At 69.1% G+C, this 23,147-nt stretch carries 21 protein-coding genes and 1 pseudogene; 19 read left to right on the forward strand and 3 right to left on the reverse strand.

Annotated elements, in window-relative coordinates:
- Positions 1-403 precede the first annotated feature (403 nt).
- The 6 genes from QSJ59_RS23575 to QSJ59_RS23600 all read left to right on the forward strand — a co-directional run bounded on the left by QSJ59_RS23575 (position 404) and on the right by QSJ59_RS23600 (position 5,441).
- Positions 404-916: a MarR family winged helix-turn-helix transcriptional regulator gene (locus QSJ59_RS23575; RefSeq protein ID WP_285761951.1), complete on the forward strand. Its 513-nt coding sequence runs from the start codon at positions 404-406 to the stop codon at positions 914-916.
- A gap of 198 nt (positions 917-1,114) precedes the next feature.
- Complete coding sequence (locus QSJ59_RS23580) at positions 1,115-2,059, forward strand: tetratricopeptide repeat protein (RefSeq protein WP_285761953.1); 945 nt, start codon at positions 1,115-1,117, stop codon at positions 2,057-2,059.
- A gap of 118 nt (positions 2,060-2,177) precedes the next feature.
- Complete coding sequence (locus tag QSJ59_RS23585) at positions 2,178-2,876, forward strand: cytidylate kinase-like family protein (RefSeq protein ID WP_285761954.1); 699 nt, start codon at positions 2,178-2,180, stop codon at positions 2,874-2,876.
- A 223-nt stretch (positions 2,877-3,099) separates the two neighbouring features.
- Positions 3,100-4,491, forward strand: coding sequence for an NAD-dependent malic enzyme (locus QSJ59_RS23590; RefSeq protein WP_285761955.1), 1,392 nt, complete (start codon positions 3,100-3,102; stop codon positions 4,489-4,491).
- 71 nt (positions 4,492-4,562) lie between these two features.
- Positions 4,563-5,144 carry a YqgE/AlgH family protein gene (locus QSJ59_RS23595; RefSeq protein ID WP_285761956.1) on the forward strand — a complete coding sequence of 194 codons (582 nt, stop codon included), beginning with the start codon at positions 4,563-4,565 and terminating at the stop codon, positions 5,142-5,144.
- Positions 5,145-5,198: 54 nt separating this feature from the next.
- Positions 5,199-5,441: a DUF3039 domain-containing protein gene (locus QSJ59_RS23600; protein ID WP_285761957.1), complete on the forward strand. Its 243-nt coding sequence runs from the start codon at positions 5,199-5,201 to the stop codon at positions 5,439-5,441.
- A gap of 50 nt (positions 5,442-5,491) precedes the next feature.
- On the opposite strand, the pseudogene QSJ59_RS23605 reads toward QSJ59_RS23600, so the two are convergent.
- The 3 genes and pseudogenes from QSJ59_RS23605 to QSJ59_RS23615 all read right to left on the reverse strand — a co-directional run bounded on the left by QSJ59_RS23605 (position 5,492) and on the right by QSJ59_RS23615 (position 8,406).
- Positions 5,492-6,313 (reverse strand): annotated as a pseudogene (locus QSJ59_RS23605) (HtaA domain-containing protein).
- 51 nt (positions 6,314-6,364) lie between these two features.
- Positions 6,365-7,666, reverse strand: a complete 1,302-nt coding sequence (locus QSJ59_RS23610; protein ID WP_285761996.1) for a neocarzinostatin apoprotein domain-containing protein — start codon at positions 7,664-7,666, stop codon at positions 6,365-6,367.
- A 32-nt stretch (positions 7,667-7,698) separates the two neighbouring features.
- The gene (locus QSJ59_RS23615; protein ID WP_285761958.1) at positions 7,699-8,406 is read right to left on the reverse strand and encodes a hypothetical protein; all 708 of its coding nucleotides are present in this window, start codon (positions 8,404-8,406) and stop codon (positions 7,699-7,701) included.
- A 408-nt stretch (positions 8,407-8,814) separates the two neighbouring features.
- Here QSJ59_RS23615 and QSJ59_RS23620 point away from each other — a divergent pair, with 408 nt between their 5' ends.
- From QSJ59_RS23620 to QSJ59_RS23680, 13 genes are all read left to right on the forward strand, one after another.
- Entirely contained in the window at positions 8,815-9,822 is a 1,008-nt protein-coding gene (locus QSJ59_RS23620; protein ID WP_349497235.1) for a heme/hemin ABC transporter substrate-binding protein, read from the forward strand.
- On the forward strand, positions 9,819-10,937 hold the full coding sequence (locus QSJ59_RS23625) for a FecCD family ABC transporter permease (protein WP_432707529.1): 1,119 nt from the start codon (positions 9,819-9,821) through the stop codon (positions 10,935-10,937). The genes QSJ59_RS23620 and QSJ59_RS23625 overlap by 4 nt, the downstream gene beginning before the upstream one ends.
- A complete protein-coding gene (locus QSJ59_RS23630) occupies positions 10,928-11,788 on the forward strand; it encodes a heme ABC transporter ATP-binding protein (RefSeq protein ID WP_432707530.1) in 861 nt (286 codons plus the stop codon). Before QSJ59_RS23625 ends, QSJ59_RS23630 begins: the two co-directional genes overlap by 10 nt.
- Before the next feature lie 39 nt (positions 11,789-11,827).
- On the forward strand, positions 11,828-12,631 hold the full coding sequence (locus tag QSJ59_RS23635) for a class E sortase (protein ID WP_285761961.1): 804 nt from the start codon (positions 11,828-11,830) through the stop codon (positions 12,629-12,631).
- A 7-nt stretch (positions 12,632-12,638) separates the two neighbouring features.
- Positions 12,639-12,836: a hypothetical protein gene (locus QSJ59_RS23640; RefSeq protein ID WP_285761962.1), complete on the forward strand. Its 198-nt coding sequence runs from the start codon at positions 12,639-12,641 to the stop codon at positions 12,834-12,836.
- A gap of 105 nt (positions 12,837-12,941) precedes the next feature.
- Entirely contained in the window at positions 12,942-14,660 is a 1,719-nt protein-coding gene (locus QSJ59_RS23645; RefSeq protein ID WP_285761963.1) for a DEAD/DEAH box helicase, read from the forward strand.
- A gap of 360 nt (positions 14,661-15,020) precedes the next feature.
- Entirely contained in the window at positions 15,021-15,962 is a 942-nt protein-coding gene (locus tag QSJ59_RS23650; protein ID WP_285761964.1) for a neocarzinostatin apoprotein domain-containing protein, read from the forward strand.
- 213 nt (positions 15,963-16,175) lie between these two features.
- Positions 16,176-17,297, forward strand: a complete 1,122-nt coding sequence (locus QSJ59_RS23655; RefSeq protein ID WP_285761965.1) for an HtaA domain-containing protein — start codon at positions 16,176-16,178, stop codon at positions 17,295-17,297.
- Positions 17,298-17,410: 113 nt separating this feature from the next.
- Entirely contained in the window at positions 17,411-18,757 is a 1,347-nt protein-coding gene (locus QSJ59_RS23660; RefSeq protein WP_285761966.1) for a WxL domain-containing protein, read from the forward strand.
- A gap of 110 nt (positions 18,758-18,867) precedes the next feature.
- Positions 18,868-20,025, forward strand: coding sequence for a WxL protein peptidoglycan domain-containing protein (locus QSJ59_RS23665; RefSeq protein ID WP_285761967.1), 1,158 nt, complete (start codon positions 18,868-18,870; stop codon positions 20,023-20,025).
- A gap of 2 nt (positions 20,026-20,027) precedes the next feature.
- The gene (locus tag QSJ59_RS23670; RefSeq protein WP_285761968.1) at positions 20,028-20,975 is read left to right on the forward strand and encodes a hypothetical protein; all 948 of its coding nucleotides are present in this window, start codon (positions 20,028-20,030) and stop codon (positions 20,973-20,975) included.
- 126 nt (positions 20,976-21,101) lie between these two features.
- The gene (locus QSJ59_RS23675; protein ID WP_285761970.1) at positions 21,102-22,028 is read left to right on the forward strand and encodes a zinc metalloprotease; all 927 of its coding nucleotides are present in this window, start codon (positions 21,102-21,104) and stop codon (positions 22,026-22,028) included.
- A gap of 86 nt (positions 22,029-22,114) precedes the next feature.
- Entirely contained in the window at positions 22,115-23,125 is a 1,011-nt protein-coding gene (locus QSJ59_RS23680) for a tryptophan--tRNA ligase (RefSeq protein ID WP_285761971.1), read from the forward strand.
- The last annotated feature ends 22 nt before the right edge of the window (positions 23,126-23,147 follow it).

A 23,147-nucleotide genomic window follows, 5' to 3' on the forward strand; every position in this document is an offset into this window, starting at 1 on the left:
CGCGGGCGGTGCCCGCGGGCGGCCTGCCGGATCGGACGGTGCGCGTGATGGACCGGAGGGTCGATCTAAAGCGGAGTGCGAGTGTCGTGGTCGGTCGGAGCCGCGAACCGCGTACGTCCCCGACCCCGGCGGTGGCCAGGAGAAAACTGCGCCCCGAGCCATCGGCGACCAATTTTTAGGAAACTTAACTAATAATTTCAGAAGGGGTCAATATTCCAGCGCGGGCCATTCGTTCCTGGCCGGGCCCGGCCGTCGGTGCGGCTGTTGCTGGTACGGGTATGCGAGCTGGGATTTCCCGGCGATGTGTGACCGACATCAACCGCGTGGCCGGATCCGGCCACCGTCAGGGCTTGACGTGATGATGCTTCCGCGGCGGCCTGCTGGATATCGATAGAGTGGACGGGTGGGTAACCCGCTGAATCTTCCCTTCGACCCAATCGAGCGCGCGCACGACAACTGGACCGGTCGGTGGGGCGCGTCCCCGGCGATGGCCGCGGTCACGTCGATCATGCGGGCACAGCAGATCCTGATCGGCCAACTGGACGCCACGCTCAAGCCCTACGAGCTGACGTTCGCCCGCTACGAGGCCCTCGTGCTGCTCACCTTCAGCTCCTCGGGCGCGCTGCCGCTGGGCAAGATCGGCGAGCGTCTCATGGTCCACCCGACCAGCGTCACCAACACCATCGACCGTCTGGAGCGCCAGGGGTTCGTGCGGCGCAAGCCCAACCCCAGCGACGGCCGCGGCACCCTCGCCGAGATCACCGACCCGGGCAGAGAGGTCGTCGAGCATGCCACCCGTGACCTCCTGGCGATGGACTTCGGCCTGGACTGCTACTCCGACGACGATCTCCGGCACATCCACCGCCTGTTCAAGGACCTGAGGGTCGGCTTCGGGGACTTTCCCGCCGAGGCGTGAGTCCCGGCACAGCGCCCGGGGCGGGACCGTTCCGCGCGTCGGTGGAGCACCCGGCGGGTCGTGTCATGTCGACCGGCATATCTGGTATTTGTCCAGGTCTGCCCATTCGCCGGCCCGGGCGGTGGACAACGGGCCGATTTCCGACCCCGACGCAGCACGGTTCACCGTGTCCACACGGCATACGGCAGGATGGAAGGCATGCAGCCTTCGGATTTCTCCATGAACAGTGCGGTCGACCTAGGGGCGCGTAAGGCAGCCCTGGAGCGCGAGGCCAAGCGGCAGGCCGAGACCGCCTCGGGTACCGCCAACCCCTATGCGATCGATGTCACCGAGGAGAACTTCCAGAGTGACATTCTGGAACGCTCTCTCCAGGTTCCCGTGGTCCTGGTCCTGTTGGCGTCCTGGTCGGGCGAGGCAAAGCAGGTGGAGCAGTCCCTGGACAAGCTGGCCGTCGAGGCCGGCGGCCAGTGGCTGCTGGGCAAGGTCGACGCGGAGGCGAGTCCCCAGCTCGCCCAGGCACTGCGCGCCCAGGGCGTCCCCGCCATCTACCTCACCATCGGTGGCCAGATCCAGCCGATCGCTGCCGGCGCGGCCAACGAGGAGCAGCTGCGCGATCTGCTCACCCAGGTCTTCGCAGCATTGCGCCAACAGGGTGTCCTGCCCGAGGACTACGCCGGCGTCGGCGAGGCCGGGGACGGGAACGAAGTGCCCGCCGAGCAGCAGCCCGATCAGGACCCCGTGCGCGCCGAGGCTGCCGCCGCCGTCCACAACGGTGACTACGCCGGCGCCGAAGCCGTCTACGCCAAGGCGGTGGAGGCCAACCCCGGCAACGAGGAGCACCGGCTCGGTCTGGCCCAGGTGCGTCTGGTCGCCCGACTCCAGGACCTCGACGCCGGTGCGGTGCGCACGGCCGCCGCCGACGACCCCGGCAACGTGGACGCCCAGTGCAAGGTCGCCGACATCGACATGTACGGCGGAAAGTTCGACGACGCCTTCCAGCGTCTCGTGGACACCGTGCGTCGCACCGCTGGCGACGACCGCGACGCCGCCCGCCGCCACCTGTTGGGCCTTTTCGAGGTTCTGCCCGCGGGTGACCCCCGTGTCGCCAAGGCCCGGCGTGCGCTGACCGCCGCGCTGTTCTAGGTCGCCGCCGACCCCGGAGATACCTCCGTGCCGCTTTGCACTCGCGGATTTTCGGCTAATTCGCGCGGCACGGGGGTAGACCCTGGGGTAGGGAGCGAAAAGAGCCGGGGAGGGCCGGATGGCGCACGTCGTGACGATCTCAGCGACCTACGGCGCGGGCGGCAGTCTGATCGGCCCCGCAGTGGCGGCCAGACTCGGTGTCCCCTTCCTCGACCGCGCCATCCCCGGCCGTGTCGCCCAGCAGATCGGTTGTTCCCTGGAGGACGCCCTCGAGCACGATGACCGTGCGCCTACCGGGCTGGACCGCCTCCTGGCCAGCGCGGCGCGGTTGCCCAGTGTCACCCTCGGCAGTATCGACGCCACCTTCATCGGTGCCACCGACGCGGACGGCCGTCTGCTCTACGACCAGGAGTTCGTCGAGCACACCGAGCGGGTCATCGCCAAGGTCGGGGAGAACGGCGGCGTCATTTTGGGGCGGGCGGCCGCGATCGTGCTCGCCGACCATCCCGGCGCCCTGCACGTGCGGCTCGACGGTCCCAAAGACCGCAGGCTGCAGCGCGCGGTCGAAATGAGCGAGTCCGGCTGCGCCGAGTCCCTTATGCGCGGAGCAGAGGAGGCCGACGACTGGCGGCCGCCGTCCTCGCGTGAACTCGATGCCAACGACCGGGCGAGGGCCGCGTACGTGCGCCGTTTCTACCGGGCGGACGCCACCGACCCGAAGTTCTACCACCTGCTCCTGGACACCACCCTCGTCGACCACTCGACCTGTGTCGATATCATCGAGCGCCTGGCGCGGGAGCGTGCTCGCCCCAACTGATCGCGGTCGGTCCGCAATGTTGTGGTGATTTTCACCCGGGTGAAACACGCACACTTCTTCACAGCGCCTGGAATCATTTGTAATCCGGCGACAACGGGATGTCAGCGGCGGTTCCGCCGTGCCCCGTTGCCATCGGACGGCGCGCGGGCCGGGCGGGGCCGGTGACACGATGGCGATGACGCCTGTCCATGCGCGGTCAATCCGTGAAAACGAGGAGCTTTACGTGGCCACCCTTCCCAGTGTTTCCTACTCGATTACGGTCCGGCTGGAGCTCGACGGACACGGCAGTGCCGTGAGCAGCCTCACCAACGCGGTCGAGCACGTGGGGGGAGTCGTCACTGCGCTCGATGTGAACTCCGCGGGCCACGAGCGTCTGCGTATCGACGTCACGTGCGCGGCCCGCGACACCGATCACGCGCAAGCCATCGTCGACGCGCTCGGTTCGATCGAGGGCGTCACCGTCCACAAGGTCAGCGACCGCACCTTCCTGATGCACCTCGGCGGCAAGATCGAGATGAAGTCCAAGGTGCCGTTGCGCAACCGCGACGAGCTCTCGATGGCCTACACCCCGGGCGTGGCGCGCGTGTCCTCCGCGATCGCCGCCAACCGGGAGGATGCCCGCCGTCTGACGATCAAGCGCAACAGCGTCGCGGTGGTCACCGACGGTTCCGCCGTCCTGGGCCTGGGCAACATCGGCCCGGAGGCCTCCATGCCCGTCATGGAGGGCAAGGCCGCCCTGTTCAAACGGTTCGCCGACATCGACGCCTGGCCGATCGCCCTGGACACCCAGGACGTGGACGAGATCGTGCGCACCGTCCAGATCATCGCCCCCGGCTTCGGCGGCATCAACCTGGAGGACATCTCCGCCCCCCGTTGCTTCGAGGTCGAGGCCCGCCTGCGCGAGCTGCTCGACATCCCGGTCTTCCACGACGACCAGCACGGCACCGCGATCGTCGTGCTCGCCGCGCTGAAGAACGCGCTGCGCGTGGTGAACAAGGACCTCTCCGAGGTCCGCATCGCCATGTCGGGTGCCGGAGCCGCCGGTACCGCCATCCTCAAACTCCTGATGCACGCCGGGGCCAAGGACGTCATCGTCTGCGACGTCCACGGTGCCGTGCATTCCGGCCGCGGCAACCTCGACCCCAACCTGGAGTGGATCGCGGCCAACACCAATCCGGCGGGCTACGTCGGCGACCTCAAGGGCGCGGTGCGCGGGGCCGACGTGTTCATCGGTGTCTCGGCCCCCAACCTGCTCGACGGTGACGACATCGCCGAGATGAACGAGGACTCGATCATCTTCGCGCTGGCCAACCCCGACCCGGAGGTCGACCCCGAGATCGCGCACCTCCACGCCGCGGTCGTGGCCACCGGCCGTAGCGACTACCCCAACCAGATCAACAACGTCCTGGTCTTCCCGGGGGTCTTCCGCGGCCTGCTGGACGCCCAGAGCCACACGGTGAATTCCGACATGATGGTGGCCGCCGCCAACGCGCTCTCCGAGGTGGTGACCGACGACGAGCTCGGGCCGCACTACATCATCCCCAGCGTCTTCCACGCCGGCCTCTCCCAGCGCGTGGCCACCGCAGTGCGTGACGTCGCACTTCAAGAAGGGTGACCACCGCCGCGGCGCGCCCGCCCGGTCGTCCGCGCCGCGGTTAACCCGCTCCAGTGGGTAAGAGGTCTGGCATGGAGTTGCCGAGCCTGACCGGGGTCCTGCTCGTCGCCAGTCCGCTGCTGGCCGACCCGAGCTTTCGCCGTGCCGTCGTCTTCGTCATCGACGACGACACGGTCGAAGGGTCCCTCGGGGTGATCGTCAACCGGCCGCTGGAACTCGGGGTCGGTGAGGTCCTCACCGGCTGGGACGGATACGCCAGCGAGCCGGCGGTGATGTTCTCCGGAGGGCCGGTCGGCGCCGAGGCCGGGGTCGCACTGGCGGTGCCCACTGCGGCCGGCCCGCCCGGCTGGCGGTCGCTGAACGACATGGACACCGCCGTCTGGCCCACCGGTATCGGAACCGTCGACCTGGAGACCCCGCCGCAGATCCTCGGCGACGCACTGCGCAGGCTTCGCGTCTTCGCCGGGTATGCGGGATGGGGAGTGGGGCAGCTCGCCGCGGAGATCGAAGCGGGCGCCTGGTACGTCCTTCCCGCTACCGCGGACGACGTGTTCAGCAGCAGCCCAGAGGGCCTGTGGTCGCGGGTACTGCGTCGTCAGGGAGGGGATCTCGCCTTGGTATCGACCTTCCCCGAGGACCCGACGCTGAACTGATCGGGGCCGTCCCCCGGATACCGTGGATGCTGATCGAGGAGGTGCGAGGGCACAATGACCATGGATGTTGTGAACAAGGTGCTTCCGGACAGCGAGACGCGTCCGGATATTTCGCATGATGACGGCGACCGGGAACGGTTTGCCCATTACGTGCAGAAGGACAAGATCACCGAGAGCGCCGTCACCGGCGCACCGGTGATCGCGCTCTGCGGCAAAGTGTGGGTGCCCAACCGTGATCCCAAGAAGTTCCCGGTCTGCCCCGAGTGCAAGAAGATCTACGAGGAGATGACGCGCTAACGGGGGTGGGCACCATCAGGTGCCCACCCCGTCCGCGTACCGGTTCGCGTTCAGGCAGTGCGTTCACGGCGCGCATGCACGATGGCCGCCGCGCCCGCACCGAGCAGCGCGAGCGCGCCCAGCGTCAACGGGGCCAGGTCCCGCCCGGTCGAGGGCAGCGCGCCGCTGACGTTGGTGCCGCTGCCGGACGCTTGTGCGCCGTCCCCGCCCGCTGCACCTGAGGAGCCATCGCCGGTGCTGCCCCCGTCCTCGTCCGGGCCGTCGCCCGACACCTGGATGGTGACCGGGCCGAGAGGGTCGCCGACCGCGTAGAAGTCCGCGAAGGCCGGGACCCCTTCGGGGGTAAGCGTGGCCGGAACGTCCGTCCAGGTCACGCTGCTGGTGGTGTCGTCCTACCGGGCAGTGGTCCCGGACAGGTCCAACGCGGCCGGAGTGACGTCGGGGTAGTCGACGAGTTCTCCCGCGTCCAGGGCCTTGCTCACCACGTCCGCCGACAGCGTCCCGGTGGTGCCGACGATCTCCACCCGCGGTTCGCGCAGCGTCAGCTGCAACAGGGGCGCGCCCCCACCGTGGTCGTGCCCCTGGAAGAGGACCCCGCCGCCGAACGAGACGGTGGTGTCGCCGGTGGCGACATCGTGCTCGCCGGAGAGCACCGGGAACACGAAGGTGCCGTCGGTGGCGCGCGTCGCCCCGCCGGTGGGCGTGCTTTCATCCTTGGCGATGGGGCCGCTGATGTAACTGCGAAAGGACTCCTTCACCCCGCACGTGCCGTTGCCCCCGGTGACGGCCGAGGCATCGGCCAGGGCTGGTGAGGCCGGGGCCGGTCCATAGCGGGTGCGACCTTTCGGGGGAGGGACGTGCCCGGTGCGCACGCCGAAAAGTTTCTGGCGGGGGCACCGGGCACGGGACCGCAAGGGGCGGGGTCAGCCCGCTGCGGTTGCGCCGCGGCGGAAACGGATCATCGCTGCGAGTCCGGCGCCCACCAGTGCGGTCGCTCCAAGCGCGAAGGGAAGCAGGTCCAGGCCGGTCTTGGCCAGGGTTCCGCCGCCCGCCCCGGAACCACCGGCCCCGGAACCACCGGCCGAGGAACCACCGGCGGGAGGCGTCGCGTTCGCACCGGCACCGTCGTTCCCGCCGCCCGTACCGCCGCCCGTTCCACCACCGCCGTCCTGGCCGGTGAAGGTGACGGGGACGAAGACGTCCTGGCCGCGGTCGCTGGTGCGGGTGTGGTCGTTGCGGCTGATGACGGCGCATTGCACGCCGTCGGCGAGGCAGTCGGTGAACTCGTCCTTGGCGCGCAGGGTGAGCTGGATGGTGAAACCGCCGTCGGCGCCGGTGCCGTCGTAGGGGGTGGCCAGTCCTTCGCCGTAGGGCGGGGGGTTGGAGGAGATCCATGCGGAGGAGCCGCTGGCGCCCTCCATGTCCACCCCGCCCACGCACGGACTGGGCGGGGAAGAGGCCCCGGCGTTCGCGGTGTCGCAGAAGGCCACGTAGATACCCTTGGCGGTGTCGTAACCCGAACCGGTCACCGTCACGGACTCGCCTTCGGGGTTCAGCCCCGACGTCTTCGACACGGTCAGTTTCGCTGACCCGGACCCGCTGCTCACATCGGCCGGAGCGGCGTTCTGCGGTGCGGCCCCCGCACCGGTCTGCGGTCGGGCGACGACTGCCTGAGGAGCGGCGAAGGTCAGGGGCAGCCTGCTGAGCTGCACGAGCGGTTCTGCGGAGGCAGTAGCCGTGGCGGTCGAGAGGGACCGGTGCCCTGGGTCCGTTGCGGCTGCCGTCGCGGAGCGCAGCTCGAACCGTGTGGTTGCCGGTACCAGTCCGGCCGTGTCGGCGAACTCGGTGCCCACTGTGATCGTGGTGCTGAACGAGCCGTTCTCGGTGACCGCTGCGGTCACCGTGTTGGCCTCGTCGGACAGTTCCGCTGCGTTGTCCACTGCCCAGGTCGCCACCGTCGCGATGCTTCCCGGGGCGTAGCCCGTTCCGGTCACGGTGACCGCTTCGCCTTCGGGATCCAGCCCGGACGTCTTGTCGGCCCGGGTCACCACGGGGGCGGTGCCGGGCTGTGAGGAAGGTGCCCCGGGCGTGGTGTCCAGCGCAAATGCTGCCGGGGCTCCGATGAGGCACAGGCCCGCCAGCGCGGGCAGGAGCCCGCCGGCCAGCAGCACCGCTGCGCGGCGGCCCGGGCGGGCAGGCCCGCCGGGTGCGAAGGGTCGGGTCATCACGTTCGGACTTTCTACTGGGTGGGGAGATGTCAGCGGCGGGAGCGTCGGCGCAGCAGGGCGGCGAGTACGGCGACGGTGGCGCCGACCAACACGGCAAACCCCCCGACCAGCGCCGCTGTGGGGACGGAGGAGCCTGTTTCCTCCGCTGGTGCGGGGGGCGCGGTATCGGCGGGCTCCGCAGGACCGGTTGACCGACCCGCGTCGTCGGTGAAGGTGACGGGGACGAAGACGTCCTGGCCGCGGTCGCTGGTGCGGGTGTGGTCGTTGCGGCTGATGACGGCGCATTGCACGCCGTCGGCGAGGCAGTCGGTGAACTCGTCCTTGGCGCGCAGGGTGAGCTGGATGGTGAAACCGCCGTCGGCGCCGGTGCCGTCGTAGGGGGTGGCCAGTCCTTCGCCGTAGGGCGGGGGGTTGGAGGAGATCCATGCGGAGGAGCCGCTGGCGCCCTCCATGTCCACCCCGCCGATACACGGGGTCGGAGGCGTGGTGCTTCCGCTCTCCGAGCCGGAGACGTCACACAGCGCGACGTAGATTCCGCGCGACGTGTCGAACCCCGAACCGGTGACGGTCACGGTCGCGCCGTCCGCCGAGAGGTCCTCTGTCGTGGACACGGTGAGGGACGGCCCGTCGGTTCCGTCCGCTGCGAGGGAGGGAGAAGCCGTCGATACGGCTGCTGCCGCGAGCAGCGCTGCCACGGCCGTGCGCACGGCCGTGAGCGGGAACTCTGTCTGCGTCATGGGAGTCGACCTTCTGCGAACCGCGTTGCGAATAGGAGCGCGGTGCCGGACGGGGGCGGCGGCGATCGATGGCCAGGAGGCCCGCCGGCAATACCGGTATATGCGGATGAAAAGGGCATCGAATGGCGTAGCTGTCCACTGCTGGTTGTTCGGGGGGCGTTAGGCTAGCCTGACTTCAATGTGCTTAGCCTAACCTAAGCTCTTCTGTTCGGTAGTGCATCATTGCCGTCCCTCATTGTCAACGATTTGACGACGTGTTGTCATAATCATTGGCGCCGTGAGGCCGCTGGGGATCGGTCGCGCCACCGTCCTGCCGTCCGCACTCCCTGGAACAGGCTTTTCATGTCTCTACGCGATCTTGTCCCGCCCCGGGCCGTTTGTCGCGGACCCCGAGTCCTCACGGCCGCTGTGCTCGCTCCCGCCCTGCTGCTCGCCGGGTGCGCGGCACCAGGACCGTCGGCCTCCGAAGTCATACCCGACCTCGCGGAGAACCGCCTTCAGCCACTGGAGGGGGCCGCGGAGCCCCGACTTCCCGTCACCGTCGACTCGATCGTCCCGGTGGAGTACCGCACCAGCGACACCGAGGACTCCTACGAGAAGGTCGAAGTCGCCGACGTCAGCCGCATCCTGCCGCTGACCGGTGCCATAGCCGAGGTCGTCTACACCTTGGGCCTGGGCGACAACGTCGTGGGCCGCGACGTCACCGCCACCTTCGACGAGGCCGCCGATCTCCCGGTCGTCTCCCAGGGGCACGAGGTCTCAGCCGAGGGAGTGCTCGCCCTGGAACCCACGCTCATCCTCGCCGACACCTGGACCGGCCCCTACGAGACAGTTCAGCAACTGCGCGCCAGCGGTGTAACGGTGGTCATCGTCGACCAGGTGTGGTCCCTGGACGAGATGTACCCCCGCATCAATCAGATCGCCGAACTCCTGGGAGTCCCCGAACGCGGGGAGCAGCTCGTCGAGCGCACCCAGCAGCAGATGGCCGACGTCCGCGAATCCGTTCCCGACGCCGCGAGCGGTCGTACGATCGCCTTCCTCTACCTGCGCGGCAGCGCCGGTGTCTATCTGCTGGGCGGCCCCGGATCGGGTGCGGACGCACTGCTGGCGGAACTGGGCGCGAAGGACGCCGGCACCGAGTCGGGCCTGGACAAGGCGTTCAGCCCCATCACCACCGAGGCGCTGATCGCCGCCCAGCCCGACGTGATCCTCGTGATGAGCAAGGGCCTCGACTCCGTGGGCGGCCTCGACGGCATCGTCGAGATCCCTGGTATCGCCCAGACCCCGGCCGGCCGGAACCGGCGCGTCATCGACTACGAGGACGGCCTTCTCCTCAGCTTCGGCCCCCGAACCCCCCAGGTGCTCAAGGCGATGGGCGACGACCTGGCCGCCCTGTACGAGGGGGAGGGCGCGTGACCCTCACCGACCGGGGCAGCACCGCCCCACCGTCCGAGGGCGCTCCGCGTGCCGCGCGCGAGGGCGCGCACGCCCGTCGTGCGGCCGCCGTGCGCGGAGGGCTCCTTATCCTTCTCCTCGCCGTGGCACTGGTCGTCATGTCACTGCTGGCAGCAGGGATCGGTGCCTACTCCGTTGCGCCGATGGAGATCATCGGCTCCATCCTGCACCGCCTGGGAATCGAAGCAGGACCTGTCCCCGACACCGTCGGCGAACAGGTCCTGTGGAACGTGCGGTTCCCCCGTGTCGTCCTCGCCATGATCGTGGGCTCCACGCTGGCCCTGGCCGGCGCGATGATGCAGGGCGTCTTCGGCAACCCGCTGGCCGAGCCCGGTGTCATCGGCGTCTCCTCCGGTGCCGCGGTCGGCGCGGTCATCGTCATCGCCCTGGGGGTCTCCGTCCTCGGCTACTGGACGGTCATCGGCGCAGCGTTCGTCATGGGCATGGCGACCACGATGATGGTCTACGCCCTCTCCCGCGCGAGCGGCCGGGCAGAGGTAGTCACCCTGCTGCTCACCGGGATCGCGGTCAACGCCGTCGCCGGCGCGGTGATCGGGGCGGCCACCTTTTTCTCCGCCGATGCCGAACTGCGCTCCATCACGAGTTGGCAGATGGGCAGCGTCGGAGCGGCGACCTGGCCCAAGGTGCTGGCGGCGCTGCCCTTCGCCCTCGTCGGGATCGTCGCGGCCCCGTTCTTCGCCCGTCGGCTCGACCTCCTCGCCCTCGGCGAGAGCGCGGCCCGACATCTGGGGGTGGACGTGGAGCGGTTGCGACTCGCGCTGATCGTGGTCATCGCGTTGCTCACCTCCTCGGCCGTCGCCTTCGCGGGGATCGTCAACTTCGTGGGGCTGGTCGTGCCGCACATGGTCCGGATGATCGTGGGGCCAGGGCACCGGGTCCTGCTTCCGGCAAGCGTCCTCGGCGGGGCGCTGGTCCTGGTCAGCGCCGACCTCGTCGCGCGCACCGTTGTGGCCCCCCAGGAAGTCCCATTGGGCATCATCACCGCTTTCATCGGCGGCCCCTTCTTCTTCTGGCTGTTGCGCCGGACCCGGTCCCGACAGGGGGGATGGGCGTGAACGCGCTCACGAGATCGCTTCGGTCGCTGGCCGCGGCGTCAGGGTTGCGCCGCGGGGAACTCCCCGAACGCGGCGGCCGGGGCGCGACCGCCCTGCGCGGCACCGACCTGGTCAAGTCCTACGGAACACAGCGGATTCTGGACGGGGTCCACCTGGACGTCCGCCTGGGCGAGGTGCTGGCGTTGGTAGGGCCCAACGGGGCGGGAAAGAGCACACTGCTGTCGGTCCTCACCGGCGACGTCGCCCCCGACTCCGGAGCGATCGAGGTCCAGGGACGCCCGTTGGCCGAATGGACTCCGGCCGAGCTCGCACTCCGCCGCGCCGTCCTGCCACAGCATTCCGCCGTCAGCTTTCCGTTCACCGTGGTGGACGTGGTGCACATGGGGCGGGCCCCCTGGGCCACCACCGCTGCCGCCCGCGACGACGACCGAGTGGTCGCCGAGGCGATGGAACTGACCGACGTCACCCGGTTCGCTCAGCGGCGCTTCCCCTCCCTGTCCGGGGGAGAACGCGCGCGGGTCATGCTGGCCAGGGTCCTCGCCCAGCAGGCCCAGACGATGTTGCTGGACGAGCCGACCGCCGCCCTCGACATCCGTCACCAGGAGTTGGTGCTGCGTATCGCGCGCGACCGGGCACGCGCCGGCGACGCGGTTGTCGTGGTTCTCCACGATTTAGCCCTCGCGGCTGCTTATGCTGATCAGGTCGCGGTACTCTCCGGTGGAGAAATCGCGGCATTTGGGCCTCCCGCGGAGGTGTTCACCGCGGAATTGCTCAGCGACGTCTACTCATACGAGATCGAGATCCTGTCGCATCCGCGCACCGGTGTTCCGCTGGTCGTGCCCATGAGGTAACCAACTCCGGCGCGGGGCGACCCCTGACGGGTAGGACATATGGTTTCCACTTCCGAACGGCGCGGTGGGCGGCGACGGCGCAGCTCCGGCGGCCGTCGCCGCGCCGCACCGACCAGACGGCGGGTCCGCAGCAGCGGTGACATCGTGCGCGGCGCGGTTCGCACCATCGGTGAGCTGCTGTTCACCGCGGGCCTGATCATGCTGTTCTTCGCCGCGTTCCAGATCTGGGGCAAGCAGTTCCAGACCGATGCCGAACAGGGCCGACTCGATCAGGCCATGGCCGAGCAGTGGGAGCAGCCCGAGGAGGTCGGCCCCGACTCCGAACCGCTGCCAGGGTCGGCCAACAGTCGGATGTACATTCCCAAGACCGACCAGGCGTGGGTCGTCGTCAGCGGGGTCGAGCCGGACGACATCAGGTACGGACCCGGTTGGTACCCCAGGTCCTGGACCCCCGAAGGCGCGGTGCCCTCCGCGCGTGCGGGACAGCCCGGCAACTACTCCATCGCCGGCCACCGAGTCGCCGCCGTCTTCTGGGACCTCGACCAACTGGTCGACGGGGACGAGATCGTCCTGGAGGACAAGGACAACTTCTACACCTACAAGGTCGTCTCCAACGAGATCGTCCTGCCGGACGCGGTCGAGGTCACCGCGCCGGACCCCTTCGACCCCGAGGCCACCACCGATCCGGAGAAGGCGTACCTGACCCTCACCACCTGCCACCCCAAGTTCCAGAACTCCCACCGGTTGATCGTGCACGCCGAGCTCACCGACACCCGATCCAAGGACCAGGGCATGCCCGACAACATCGCCCAGATGGCCCCTGACGACCAGCAGGAGGGGTGAGGCACGCGTGTACGGCTTGATCTGGCACATTCTCCCCGGCCCCGGACCCGTGAAGGCCCTCATCTTCCTGGGGCTGGTCGCGGGGGTCGCGGCATTGCTGTGGTACGTGGTCTTCCCCTGGGCCGACCCCTATCTCCCGTTCAACGATGTCACCGTCGACGGGGGCGCCGGTGCCCCGGCTCCGGACGGTCCCCCGGATCAGTGACCTGGATCGCAGTGCGGCGAAGGCCGGGCACGCCGCCCGGCCTTCGCCGCTTCACGGGCCGGGTCCGGATACCCTCAAGCAAGTGAATACCCGAGGATTCGTGCGATGACGCTTGTCGAGACCACCAGCACCGATCGCCTGCGCGGCCTGCGCACCTGGCAACGGGAGGCGTTCACGGAGTACTTCCGGCGCGACCCGAGGGACTTCCTCGCAGTGGCGACCCCCGGCGCCGGAAAGACCACGTTCGCGCTGACGCTGGCCAGTGAGCTGCTCGCCCGCCATGTGGTCCGTTCGGTCACCGTGGTGTGCCCCACCGAGCACCTCAAGAAGCAGTGGGCGGAGGCCGCGGCCCGGTTCAACATCCCCATCGACCCTGAGTTCAAGAACGGACAGGGGCCGCTCGGCAAGCACTTCCTCGGCGCGGCCATCACGTACGCCCAGGTCGCCGCGCACCCGATGCTGCACCGCAACCGCACCGAGGCGCGCCGCACCCTGGTCATCTTCGACGAGGTCCACCACGCCGGCGACGCATTGTCCTGGGGTGAGGCCGTGCGCGAGGCGTTCGACCCCGCGGCACGCAGGCTCTCCTTGACCGGCACGCCCTTTCGCTCGGACGTCAATCCGATCCCCTTCGTGGACTACGTCCAGGATCACAACGGCGTGCGCCGCTGCTCCTGGGACTACAGCTACGGGTATGCCCCGGCCCTGGCCGACGGGGTGGTCCGTCCGGTCATCTTCATGGCCTACTCCGGTGAGATGCGCTGGCGGACCAAGGCGGGCGACGAGTTGGCCGCCCGGCTCGGCGAACCGTTGACCTCCGATGCGCTGTCGCAGGCATGGCGCGCTGCGCTGGACCCCAAGGGCGACTGGATCAAGAAGGTCCTGGCCGCGGCCGACCGTCGGCTCAGCGAAGTCCGCAAGCACAGCCCTGACGCCGGCGGACTGGTCATCGCCACCGATCACGAGACGGCGCGCGCCTACGCGCGGATCCTGCGCCAGATCACCGGGCGCGGCGCTACTGTCATCCTCTCCGACGATCCCACCGCCAGCAAGAAGATCAGCCAGTTCGCCGCATCCGACGACCGGTGGATGATCGCGGTCCGAATGGTGTCGGAGGGGGTGGACGTCCCCCGGTTGATGGTGGGCGTCTACGCCACCTCCACCAGTACGGCGCTGTTCTTCGCCCAGGCGATCGGACGTTTCGTGCGGGTGCGCCGCCGGGGCGAGATCGCCTCGGTGTTCCTGCCCTCGGTGCCGGTGCTGCTGGAATACGCCGGAGAGATGGAGCGCGAACGCGACCACGCGCTGGACCGTCCTATGAACGAGGACGGGTTCGATCCTGAACAAGACCTGATCGACGAGGCGCGCAAGAAGCGCGACACCCCCGATGCGGGGGACGAGCTTCCCTTCGAGACCATGGAGTCCGCCGCCGAGTTCGATCGGGCGCTCTACGACGGCGGGGAGTTCGGCGGCGGGTCGCCCGACTCGCCCGAGGAGGAGGACTTCCTCGGACTGCCCGGACTGCTGGAGCCCGACCAGGTGGCCAAGCTGCTGCGCAAACGCAAGTCCGAGCAGTACACCAGTCGGATCAAGGCCCCCAAGCCCGAACCCGAGGAGGCTCCGGCGCACGAGGTCATGGCCGAGTTGCGCAAGGAGCTCAACGGGCTGGTCGGCGCGTGGCACCATCGCACCGGGCAGCCGCACTCCACGATCCACACCGAACTCCGTCGTGCCTGCGGTGGTCCGCCCATCGCCCAGGCCACCCCCGATCAGGTCCGCCGCCGTATCGCCAAGCTTCGTGCCTGGGCGGTCGGGGGGGACTAGCCCGGCGGCTCGTGAGGGCTGTGCGGCGTACCGAGCGGAAGCGAAGGCCCCGCGCCCGTTCCCGCTCGCCGGCCCCCTGTACCCGGTGAGCCGGTGTACCGGCCCCAGGCGCCATTGTCATGACCCGGCCTCGTCCGGTTGCGGTCCACGCCCTGCCCAGCAGGGACGGACCGTAGCCGGGCGATTTTTTGTGACAAGTTGTCGCCAAATGGCGGTCAAAGGGTGCATATATCGACCATTTTGGAATAAGGTTAGCCTCACTTCACTTGGCGTCCGTGTCGTTTCCGGCCGCGCCTTCTGTCCCGGGTCGAATCCACCCTGTCTTCCCCGGGATACGTCCCCCACCGAGATGAGGACCCTATGCAGCGCAAACGTGGCCCGATGCGGCTCGCAGCGGTGATCGGAGCGAGCACGCTCTTCGCCGCGCCCCTCGCCCTCGCCGCCGGTTCGGCCCACGCCGACACCGCCCCCGGCCTCACCGTCTCCCAGACGGTGGGCCTCGACCCCCAGGGGCAGCAGGTCATCGTGCACGGCACCGGCTTCACGCCGGGGCAGGGCTTCTATGTCGCCCAGACCGCCGAACCCCAGTCGGCGGACTCCTATCCCTCCAGTTACGGCAATCCCCAGTGGCTCCGGGGTGGGGCGGACGAGGACGGCGGCTTCGAGGTCGCCATCACGCTCGCCGGTCAGTACACCCCGCGTGGCGCCGATCCCGTGGACTGCATCGCCCAGCAGTGCTACCTGGCGGTCTTCAACGATCACACCGACATCAACAATCGTGCGCAGGACGTCTGGGTGCCCATTTCCTTCTCGGTTCCGGGTGGGGTGAGTGCGGATCAGGAGATTGTGGCCGAGGTTGCCGGTGGTCCGTTGACGTTGTCGGTTGCCGGGGACACGGTTGTTCTGACGGGTTCTGCGGTTTCTGGTGCGGGGTTGAACCAGAGGGCGTCGGGTGAGTTGAACACGGCGACCGTGTCGGATCTGCGTGGGACGGGTGCGGGGTGGAATCTGGTTGGTCAGGTGAGTGACTTCGCTGGTGCGACCGGTTCGATTGCGGCGAGCAATCTGGGGTGGACGCCTTCGGCTGCTGTGGTGGATGACGGTCTGGGTGTTCCTGGTCGGGTGGCGCCTGGTGCGGTTGTGCTGCCGGGGCAGGGGTTGGGTTCTGCTCGTACGCTTGCGGGTTCTCCTGCTGGTTCTTCGGCTGGGACGTTCACTGCTGGTGCGGGGCTTGAGTTGGGTGTTCCGGCTGATGTGGCTCCCGGGTCGTATGCGGCCACCCTCACCCTCACCCTCAGCTGATCCGGGCCGGTGGAAACGGGGGGCGGGAAATTTATCGACGTTGTGTCGTGAAAACTTCCCAATCTCCTGATGTTAGGTTAGCCTTTCCTTGCCTGCGGGTTTCGTTGTCGAGCCCGTCCAGCGCATCCCCGGGGCGCATGACGAGAACGGCGCCCACCCCCATCCCCCTGCCCCGCTGGTACGCCGAGCCGGGGCAGCCACCCGAGGAGACACATGAACCTGGGCACTCACCGCATCACGCGCGGGGCCGTCGCGGTCCTCGCCGCGGCGGGCCTTGCCGTGGGCGCGACCGCGCTTCCGGCGTCTGCGGCATCCACCGCCATCACCGGTGGCGACGCCGACTGGGGCGTGAAGCTGTCGTTCCGCAACTACATCAACGGCCCCATCGCCCACGGCACCACCACGTTGACCGACGGTGTCACCCAGAACTCCGACGGCACCTACAACTGGCCGGTCGTCTCCGGCTCCTACGACTCCGTCACCGGTGACACCACGGTCGCCTTCGGTGGGAAGGTCGCCTACGACGGCCACGGCGGGCTGCTCCAGCTCGCCATCGAGAACGTCCGTGTCGAGATCTCCGGTGGACAGGGCGACCTCTACGCCGACCTCACCAGCAAGTCGCTGTCCAGCGGCGAGGTCGAGGACTTCCCCGACACCAACCTCGCCGACCTCGACCTCGGTGGCGGTGCGCCCGTGCTCAGCGGCGGCACCCTCACGCTGGCCCCCGTTGCCGCCACCCTGACGGAAGAGGGGGCGCCCGCCTTCGCCGGCTTCTACACCGCGGGCACGGCACTCGACCCGATCGGCTTCTCCGCGACCGTCGACGGCGGTCCGGGTTCCGGTCCGGTTCCGGGTGGGGTGAGTGCGGATCAGGAGATTGTGGCCGAGGTTGCCGGTGGTCCGTTGACGTTGTCGGTTGCCGGGGACACGGTTGTTCTGACGGGTTCTGCGGTTTCTGGTGCGGGGTTGAACCAGAGGGCGTCGGGTGAGTTGAACACGGCGACCGTGTCGGATCTGCGTGGGACGGGTGCGGGGTGGAATCTGGTTGGTCAGGTGAGTGACTTCGCTGGTGCGACCGGTTCGATTGCGGCGAGCAATCTGGGGTGGACGCCTTCGGCTGCTGTGGTGGATGACGGTCTGGGTGTTCCTGGTCGGGTGGCGCCTGGTGCGGTTGTGCTGCCGGGGCAGGGGTTGGGTTCTGCTCGTACGCTTGCGGGTTCTCCTGCTGGTTCTTCGGCTGGGACGTTCACTGCTGGTGCGGGGCTTGAGTTGGGTGTTCCGGCTGATGTGGCTCCCGGGTCGTATGCGGCCACCCTCACCCTCACCCTCAGCTGATCCACCTGCGTGCAGTCGGCGCTGCCCGAACGTCTCCGCGACCCGAAGCCGTTCGGGCAGCGCCCTTCGCGCCCGCTGCCCACGTCCGTCACCCGCACCCATTGGCACAGGTCATGTTCTTCTCTCGCCTCCCGCACCGGCGGCACGCCTCCTCTGTGGTGGTGGGAACCGCGCTGGTACTGGGACTGGCCGGACAGCTGCCGGCAGCCCACGCCGAGGACCGGTCCCCCTTCCCGGGGGTCGGGGCGGCCGAAGGGGATCGTTACGCCTTCCACCCGGTCGACGGTGCCGGGTACCTGTTGCGCCTGCCGGAGACGGCCGGTTCCCTTCCGGAGCCGGTGTTCGCCGAGCCCGGAGCGCGGTCCGAACCGGCCGCGGAGGGCAATCCCCGCCAAGGACTGTTCGCCGTCCACCCCCCTGCCGACCCCGATGGCGCCGCTTCGGTCCTGGTGCCGTTGGCCGAGGCGCCGCTGACCGGGGTCCCCGATCTTTTCGCGGTCGGGCCGGACGGTTCGCTCTATGCAGTGCACCCGGCCGAGCCTGCCGCGATGCTGGTCGTCTACCGCCCGCCCGCGCCTGTCGTGGTCGGAGCCGAGGCGGAGGAGGCCGCGGCCCCCGCCTACTCCACCGAGGTCCACGAACTTCCCACCGAACTGGACCCGGCCGCGATGCGCTCCAGCGAGGCGGGAGTCTTCCTGATCGACGCTGAGGGCGTCGTCTACCGCGTCGAGGAGGAGCCGGACAGGGTGCGGCTCGTGGTGGGGGGCGACCCGCCTCCGAGCCCGGAGCCATGGCGGCCCCCCGAGAGTGCGACCACCCCCGGGGCCCTCCCGAGTCCGCCTCCCGGATCCGAGGGGGCCGGGCCCGACCCCTTTCCCGGCGAGCAGGGGGGCGGGGCAGCTGTACCCGCGCATCCCGAAACCGCAGAGGCACCGCCCGCGGTTTCCGGCCCGGCCCCCAGGGAAACCGCGACAGGTACAGCCGACCAGTTGATCACCGCTCAGATCACCCGCGGGCCCCTGACCATGTCGGTCGCGGGAACCCCCGTGCACCTGGACCGCAGCGGGCTGCCCGGCACTGCCCTGAACCAGAGCGCCGTGGGGGAGCTCAACACCGCCATCGTCACCGACCTGCGCGGCACCAATGCCGGATGGAGCCTGGTCGGCCAGTCGAGTGACTTTCGCAGCGGCGACGGCGGTGTCATCGACGCCGACCTTCTCGGCTGGACGCCCAGCGCGGTCGTGCTCGATTCCGACCTGGCCACAGCGCTGCCCTCCGAGGTGCGCCCAGGGGCGCACCTGCCGCCGGGGGAGGGGCTCGCGGTTCCACGGACCCTGTGTGCGGGACGGGAAGGGGCGAGCGCTGGGCTGTTCGGCTGCGATGCGGGGCTGGAACTCGGGGTCCCGGCGGGAGCAGGCGCCGGTTTCTACGCCGGAGTCCTCACCCTGACGTTGAGTTGACCGGAGCGCAGGCGCCGCATCGTGCCCTCCGGGGTACCCGACGGGCATCCGGCCAGCTACTATCCCTTTTGTCTTTTAGGTTTGCCTAACCTATTTCTGGAGTTCGTTCCGTGTCAGCCCACCGCCCGACCCGATACGCACGCCTCGGCGCGGTCGGCTCCCTGTCGTTGGCCCTTCTCGCCATCGCCCCGCCCGCGGACGCGGATCCCCTCCCCAGCCCGTCGCCCTCCCCGAACGGGGAGGCCCGGGGCCCGGAGTACGACCAGAGCTTCCGCTGGTCGGTCGCCCCGTCCAACGAGGACGGCGAAACCGGACGCAGCTACTTCGTCTACGACGTCATCCCCGGCCAGGTCATCGAGGACTGGGCCGCGGTCACCAACTACGGCACCGATCCGATGACCTTCGCGGTCTACGGCGCGGACGCCTTCAACACCCCTGACGGCTCCTTCGCCCTCGACGCAGCCGATCAGGAACCCGACGAGGCCGGGACCTGGCTGGAGTTCACCTCCGACGACGCCACCCTGACCGTCGAGCCCGGCGCGACGGAGTTGGTGCCCTTCACCATGACGGTGCCTGACAACGCCGAGCCCGGCGACCACGCGGCCGGCGTCGTCACCTCCATCACCCAGGACGCCGTCAACGACCAGGGACAGCTCGTCCAGGTGGACCGCCGCATCGCAGCGCGCGTCTACCTCCGGGTCGACGGCCCCGTGCGCGCAGGACTCCAGGTCGAGGCGGTCTTTGTCGACTACGGCCACACCTGGTGGAACCCCTTCGCCGCTGGGGAAGCCACCATCCGCTACCAGGTGCGCAACGCCGGCAACCTGCGGCTGGCAGCCGACGGCGCGGTCCAGGCCAAGGCGCCGTTCGGTATCGCACTGGGGGAGGCCGTCGAGGGGGAGATCCCGGAAATGCTGCCCGGGACCAGCTACGAGTACGTCCAGACCATCCCCGACCTCTACCCCGTCTTCCTGCTCACCGGAGAGGTGACCGCCACCCCCAAGGCCGCTCCCCAGGCAACCGACCTGGCGGACACCACGCCGGTCGTTCGTTCGGCGTCGACGTGGGCCGTTCCCTGGGTCCTCGTCGCCGCTGCCGCCCTGCTCCTCGGAGTGCTCGCCGTCCAAAGACGCCTGCGCAAGAAACGGATGCGAGCGGCCATCGACAAGGCGGTCGCCCGTGCCACCGCCCAACAGGGCGCAGAAAAACCACCGGGGATCCACGAGGAGTCCGCCGCGACGCCCGCCGATCCGGGCAAGGACGCCTGACAGTGGCGCGCCACCGGCCCATCGCCGTTCTCGCCCTCGCCGTGTCCACGCTCCTCGCCCTGTCCCCTCCGGTGGCCGCCGACACCACGCCTACGGGACAGGGGGCCCCGCCCGCACCACAGGTGAGCCTGGACAGTGCCTCGGGTGGCGTCGGAGACACCGTCGTCGTGCGGTTGTCGGCCTGGCCCATCGGTACCACCACCGTGCGGGTGTGCGGAGGCGGTGACTACGTCGGCTCCGCCGACTGTGCGTTCTCCGATGCGGTCACCGTGGTCGCCGATGCAACCGGTGCCGGGGCGGGCGTCCTCACGCTCAGCGAGCCGCCCACCGCATGCCCCTGCGTGGTGCAGGTCTCCGACGTCACCGGCCGTTACCGGGTGGATGTCCCACTCGCCCTGGACGGGGTCCCCACCCTCACCCCCCAACAGCAGCAGGAGCGTCTCGACACCCTCAATCCAGCCGGCGTGCTGCGGATGCTGACCGTCACCGATGCGGCCTTCCTCCCGGAGGGCGGCGACTGGTGGAGCGGGTGGCCCGCCTGGCTGGGCGTCCCCACCCAGCGCGTCGTCCGGATCACCATCGAGAACACCGGCCTGGAACCGGTGGAGGACCCCGCTGTCAGCATCGCGGTCGGCCGGGACACGGCTCCGACCGGGCTCGTCTACCCGCCGCGGATCCACCGGTTGGAACCCGGCCAGGTCGCGTTCTACGACGTCGCGGTCGACCTGCCCGCGCCGTTGTTCGGCACCTATGTCGTCCGGGGCGAGATCGTCGGCCTGGACGCTCCGGTCGCCTTCGAGGCCAGTACCGCCAGCCAACCCTGGGTGCTGCTCGGTATCGGCGCCCTGCTCGTCGGATTCGCCGTGATGTGGTTGCTCCTGGGAGCGGTGGTCCGCATCGTCGCGGCGGGCGCCCGGGTCGGCAGGTGGCTTTCCCGCAACCGCTCCTAGCGCACCCCTGGTCAAGGCCCCCATCTGCCAAAGATCCGTCGGGTGGAACTTCCCTCGCGGGAAATAGTGAGACTTGCGCTGGGAACGCACCGGATCTGCGTCGCAGATTAGTTACATTCCGTAGTCATGAAGACGAATGGGAACCTCTGGCGCACCCTGTCCACCTGCGGCGGACTAGTGGCCAGTGCCACCGCTCTGGTCACTCTCCTGGCGATGCCGGACGCCCCCGCACGGGAGCGACTGTGCGCACCGGGGCACAGCGCCGCCCGCGTCTCCGACGTCGCCGTGCACGACCCCAACACACTCACCCCCGAGGACGCGGCCGAACTCGACCGCCAACTCCAGGCGGCGGCCGTCCCGCAGAAGTCCCCCGACCCGCAGAACCCCGTCACGATCCCGGTCGTCTTCCACGTCATTTCCGCCGAGAACGGCACGGGAGATCTTTCGACGGAGACGATCACCGAACAGATCGCCGTCATCAACAAGGCATTCGGCGGACAGTACGGCGGAGTGGACACCGGACTGCGGTTCGTCCTCGACCGGGTCAGTCGTACGGTCAACGACCGCTGGTTCTCCGACTTCGCCACCTTCGAAGACTCCGCCAAGACCGAACTGCGCCAGGGCGGGGCCGGCACCCTCAACATCTACTCGGTGAACCTGGGAACCGGCCTGCTCGGCCGCGCCACGTTCCCCCAGGACTACAAGAAGAACCCCAAGGCAGACGGGGTCACCATCGACTACCGAACGGTTCCCGGGGGAGGTCGGGAGAACTTCGACCTCGGACACACCACCACCCATGAGACCGGGCACTGGTTCGGGCTCTTCCACACCTTCCAGAACGGCTGCGACGAGCCGGGGGATTACGTCGAGGACACGCCGTTCGAGCGCGAACAGGCGACCGGCTGCCCCGAAGGCCGCGACACCTGCCCCGACAAGGCCGGTACGGACCCCATCCACAACTACATGAACTACAGCAACGACCCCTGCCTCAACCAGTTCACGCCGGGCCAGGCCGAACGCATGACCCTTGCCTGGACGGCCTTCCGCACATGAGCGGGCCGGCGCCCGGCCACAGGACACGTGGCGCCGGCCTCCTCGGGGGACGGGGAAGGGCAGCCGGCACCGATACGCTTGTCGGCATGGCAGCGACCAAGACCTATCTGACCGGTGTGAAGCCCACCGGTGAGCCGCACCTGGGCAACTACCTCGGCGCACTCAAGCCCGCACTGGAGGCGGCGCGCGACTACGACGCGTACTACTTCATCGCCGACTATCACGCCCTCACCACCGTTCGCGATCCCGAAGTGATGCGGCACAATATCCGCTCGGTCGCCGCCACCTGGCTGGCCTGCGGGCTCGACCCCGAACGCACGGTGCTCTACCGCCAGTCCGCGATCCCCGAGACCTTCGAGCTCGCGTGGGTCCTGTCCTGCGTCACCGGCAAGGGCCTGATGAACCGCTCGCACGCCTACAAGGCCGTGCGCGACCGCAACGCCGAGGCCGGTGTCGCCGACCTCGACTCCGGGGTCAACATGGGGTTGTTCAACTACCCCATCCTTATGGCCGTGGACATCCTCATCATGGAGACCGACCTCGTCCCGGTCGGCCGGGACCAGGCCCAGCACGTCGAATACGCCGCAGACATCGCCGGCTCCTTCAACCATCTGTTCGGTGAGGGCTACGCACTCACCGTCCCCAAGGGCGTCTACCCCGAGGGCGACGCCAGCGTCCTGCCCGGCATCGACGGCCGCAAGATGAGCAAGTCCTACGACAACCACATCCCGCTCTTCCTGCCGGAGAACAAGCTCAAGAAGCTGGTCCGGCGCATCCCCACCGACAGCGTTCCGGTCGAGGAACCCAAGGACCCCGACTCCTCCGTCGTGTTCCAGCTGCTCACCCAGTTCGCCTCCGCCGAGCAGGCCGCTGACGTCCGAAAGCGCCTGGAGGCCGGCGGCATGGGCTGGGGAGAGCTCAAGAACGAACTGTTCGAGGCGATCAACACCGAGGTCGCGCCCAAACGGGAGCGCTACGAGCAGTTGATGGAGCCAGGCAGCGAGCTCGACGACGTACTCGCCGCGGGGGCAGTCCGTGCCAGGGAGCGCAGTCGCCGCGTGCTCTCCGGAGTCCGCACCGCCATCGGCATCGACTAGCCGACCCGCATCTGCCCGTGGA

The sequence above is a fragment of the Nocardiopsis ansamitocini genome (genome assembly GCF_030268225.1).
Classification (GTDB): Bacteria; Actinomycetota; Actinomycetes; order Streptosporangiales; family Streptosporangiaceae; genus Nocardiopsis_D; species Nocardiopsis_D ansamitocini.

Coding starts and splice junctions, on each gene's coding strand:
- QSJ59_RS23580 (WP_285761953.1), top strand. CDS start 1,115: ATGCAGCCTTCGGATTTCTCCATGAACAGTGCGGTCGACCTAGGGGCG.
- QSJ59_RS23585 (WP_285761954.1), top strand. CDS start 2,178: ATGGCGCACGTCGTGACGATCTCAGCGACCTACGGCGCGGGCGGCAGT.
- QSJ59_RS23595 (WP_285761956.1), top strand. CDS start 4,563: ATGGAGTTGCCGAGCCTGACCGGGGTCCTGCTCGTCGCCAGTCCGCTG.
- QSJ59_RS23600 (WP_285761957.1), top strand. CDS start 5,199: ATGACCATGGATGTTGTGAACAAGGTGCTTCCGGACAGCGAGACGCGT.
- QSJ59_RS23610 (WP_285761996.1), bottom strand. CDS start 7,666: ATGACCCGACCCTTCGCACCCGGCGGGCCTGCCCGCCCGGGCCGCCGC.
- QSJ59_RS23615 (WP_285761958.1), bottom strand. CDS start 8,406: ATGACGCAGACAGAGTTCCCGCTCACGGCCGTGCGCACGGCCGTGGCA.
- QSJ59_RS23630 (WP_432707530.1), top strand. CDS start 10,928: ATGGGCGTGAACGCGCTCACGAGATCGCTTCGGTCGCTGGCCGCGGCG.
- QSJ59_RS23635 (WP_285761961.1), top strand. CDS start 11,828: ATGGTTTCCACTTCCGAACGGCGCGGTGGGCGGCGACGGCGCAGCTCC.
- QSJ59_RS23645 (WP_285761963.1), top strand. CDS start 12,942: ATGACGCTTGTCGAGACCACCAGCACCGATCGCCTGCGCGGCCTGCGC.
- QSJ59_RS23650 (WP_285761964.1), top strand. CDS start 15,021: ATGCAGCGCAAACGTGGCCCGATGCGGCTCGCAGCGGTGATCGGAGCG.
- QSJ59_RS23655 (WP_285761965.1), top strand. CDS start 16,176: ATGAACCTGGGCACTCACCGCATCACGCGCGGGGCCGTCGCGGTCCTC.
- QSJ59_RS23660 (WP_285761966.1), top strand. CDS start 17,411: ATGTTCTTCTCTCGCCTCCCGCACCGGCGGCACGCCTCCTCTGTGGTG.
- QSJ59_RS23675 (WP_285761970.1), top strand. CDS start 21,102: ATGAAGACGAATGGGAACCTCTGGCGCACCCTGTCCACCTGCGGCGGA.
- QSJ59_RS23680 (WP_285761971.1), top strand. CDS start 22,115: ATGGCAGCGACCAAGACCTATCTGACCGGTGTGAAGCCCACCGGTGAG.